2 protein-coding genes and 1 pseudogene are annotated in these 3214 nt (G+C 56.4%); 2 read left to right on the forward strand and 1 reads right to left on the reverse strand.

Annotation, left to right across the window (positions count from 1 at the left end):
* Both P775_RS04435 and P775_RS04440 read left to right on the forward strand, forming a co-directional pair.
* A partial coding sequence (locus P775_RS04435) for a c-type cytochrome (protein WP_483880067.1) occupies positions 1-659 on the forward strand: 659 nt, incomplete at its 5' end.
* Between the two features lie 38 nt (positions 660-697).
* The gene (locus tag P775_RS04440; RefSeq protein WP_099909834.1) at positions 698-2599 is read left to right on the forward strand and encodes a di-heme-cytochrome C peroxidase; all 1902 of its coding nucleotides are present in this window, start codon (positions 698-700) and stop codon (positions 2597-2599) included.
* An 88-nt stretch (positions 2600-2687) separates the two neighbouring features.
* Here the strand turns inward: P775_RS04440 and P775_RS04445 are convergent.
* Positions 2688-3053, reverse strand: a pseudogene (locus P775_RS04445) (integrase core domain-containing protein); the annotation flags it as partial.
* Positions 3054-3214: the final 161 nt, after the last annotated feature.

The raw sequence follows: 3214 nt of genomic DNA on the forward strand, positions 1-3214 counted from the left end.
AGCGGCCTCAAAACCGGCCAAATTGGTTGTCGCCCGCGGACAAGGTGGTTGACGCTCTACAAGGAGCAGTACTGTTCGCGGAAAACTGCGAAGCTTGCCATCAGCCCAGGAACGGACGTGTTTACGATACGCTGGGCACTGATCCGTCACGGGGCAATGTCATCAATGACCTGTTGATGAAAGGCGCTCGTTCTGAATATCTGGAAATCTGCAATCCCCAGACATCAATCGTCATGTACGGCAGCCCCATCACCCCTTGCGCCAGCTTCGACGGACGCTCGCTGGAGGGGAAGGAAGAGGCCATCATGCGCCAGCTCGACCAGCAAAGGGGCTACAATGCCACGGCGCTGCATGGGGCTTGGGCGCTGGCACCCTACCTGCACACGGGCGTGATCCCGACCATGTTTCACCTGCTGGTTCCGGCACAAAGACCTGACAGGTTCGTCAAAGGTCGGCTGACATACGATACCCAGAATTTAGGCTTTGACTGGGAGGAGGGAGCCGATGGGGGATACCTCTTTGAGACGACGGCATTTCACGCGCTGACCATCAAGGGTCACGACACGGATATTGTCGAGGGTGATCGAACCTACCGGCTGGATTGGTCCGATGACATTCCCGGCGCGATGGCCTTGATCGAATATTTGAAGACTCTCTGAACCCTCCCGATACCTCCAACATAAAGGTGATTGCAAAGATGAAGAACCCTTTGATTCCGACGACTGTCGGCCGCTTCTCCCTTGCATCTGCGGCACTTGTGATGTGCACGATTGGCCCGGTGCTCGCCCAGCAGGCAGTCACACTGGATCAGGGCTGGGATGAAGCGACGCGCAACCAGTTTTATCATGAACCCCAGGGCTCTCCGATCTTGCCGTATGCTTGGTTCCTTGCGCTGGAACAGACCAACTCGGAAGCCCTGTTTCGCGCGGATGATCATCTTGAGAGTTTTGGTCTAATTTCATGGGGGTTAACCGACCTAAATCCTGACGGACTTCCGATCGGGATGACGATTGATCGTGGGATGCTTGAGCCGGAACCACAGTTGGGAATGAACTGCGCGGCGTGCCATGTCACCAAGATCAAAGTAAAAGACACCCACGTGTTGATTGATGGCGGCGTGTCTCATTTTGATTTTGGGGCCTTCATGCAAGATCTGTTGGCAGCCCTTCAGGCCACGCGGGATGATCCGGCCAAGTTTGACCGTTTCGCGGCCCGGGTTCTGGGCGCGGATGTATCACGGGACGCAATAACCCAATTGCATGCCCGTTTCAGCCTGATGACTCAGACTCGTGAGAACTGGGCAGATCGCAACGCAAGCACCGTGATCGCCGGGCCCGGTCGCGTGGACGCGCTGAACGTCATCTTGAATCAGGTCACAGCTGAAATGCTGCATCGCCCCGACAATGCCCGTCCGCCAAATGCTCCGGTTAGTTTCCCATATCTGTGGGATGCGCCTTATCTTAACTTTGTACAATACAACGGTGTTGTCCCGAATGCGGGTGCCGGAGCCATCGGTCGCAATGTCGGGCAGGTGCTGGGTGTATTCGGCCAGGTGTCGGTCGTCGAGACCATCTTGCCGGTGGGCTATGCCTCATCAGTTCGGGTGGGACATCTGATGGATTTAGAAAATACTCTGGGATCGTTGACCTCTCCGCAGTGGAGCGGTTTGGCTGATCTGGGCCTACTGCCGCAGCTAGACACAACGCTTGTCGCGCGGGGGCAGCAAATCTATGCGACAAACTGTTCGGGTTGCCATGAAGCTATTGATCGCACAGACCGCGGCGACCTTGCCAGTATCGAAGTCAAGCTGGTGGCCCTGCCAGATATAGGCACCGACCCCGCCGCTGCCTATGATTTTTCCAATCGCGAGGTTGCCACTGGGCCCTTGCAGGGGCGCAAGAGCGCCTTTGTCAGTGGTGATCCACTATGTGAGCGCACGCATGGCAACGAGATACTTGCCCATGTCACGGTCGCCGTCATGATGAACGATCTAAGCGCGACGGGTGGCACAATTGTCGAGGCAGTCGGCACCGAACTCGAAACCTCGGTCATGAGCAAGCTTCGCAATGCACTCAACGCGGTCGGTGACAAATTGGGGTTGAGCACGCATTCACATAGAAAAAACGAAGAATCTGACGCCCATGTGATCGCCGGGATGAAAGCGTCGGGTCGAAGTGAAGCGGAGATTGCTGCGGCGTTGACTGCACGGAGCTCTGACAAGTCGACCCTGTATTCGCTTCTCGTGGCCGACGCGCTCGAACGACCTTCGCAAGACGTCATCTGCCTTGAGACGAAAGAAACCGCGCAATATCGCGCTCGCCCGCTGAATGGTATTTGGGCAACTGGGCCGTTCCTGCACAATGGTTCGGTACCAACGCTGCGGGCACTTCTGAGTCCAGTCGCTGAGCGCCCCAAGACTTTCAGCTTGGACGCATCAGGTTTCGATTCCGCCGACGTCGGTTTTGATGTTCCAGCCATATCGGGCAGGTCCAGCTTTGACACGTCAATTAGTGGGAATGGCAATATGGGTCACACCTATGGCACGACCCTTTCCAACGTAGACCGCGACGCATTGCTAGAATACCTTAAGAGCCTCTAACGTGACAACACCGGTTGGGGCGTTGTCACGTTAACTGGCCTGAGGTTGTCGGTTCATTGATCTCGACCTGCCCCCGGTCGTCCGTCAGTCATAACGAGAGTCCTTGGGATTCATAGTCGTCGGTTTCGGGTGTGGCAAGCGCGCCGGGCGCGATGCCATCAAGTAGCTCAAGCGCTCGGCGCGCTTCTGCGGGGGTCTTGTTGCCGAGCAATGAATGCGGCCTGACGTTGTTGTAGTCGTAGCGCCAAAGGGCCAGCGTTTGGCGGGCGTCGGTCAAGCTGACGCAAGATTTCCTCGTTGAAGCATTCGTCCATTGCCCGGCAGGCGATTGCGGAGCAATCTGCCGAGAGGGGCGCAAGCTGCCGTTGAATGACTCTAAGTAACCATTCTGCTGCGGCTTTCCGGGATCAATGTAATGCCATTCGACCTTGTTGTCGTTTGCCCATTTCAGGAGGTTCTGTCACAAACTTTCGGGTGAAGCGAGATGAGACTTCTGCTGGATGCAATTATCCCGCCAGCTGGCCGAACTGCGCAAAGCCGGACAGCCCTGATCGGTCAACTTGCCGGGACTGTTCTGCAATCGTAGCGATAGACATGATAAAAGGGCGCTGTTGC

The organism is Puniceibacterium antarcticum, from assembly GCF_002760615.1.
Classification (GTDB): Bacteria; Pseudomonadota; Alphaproteobacteria; order Rhodobacterales; family Rhodobacteraceae; genus Puniceibacterium; species Puniceibacterium antarcticum.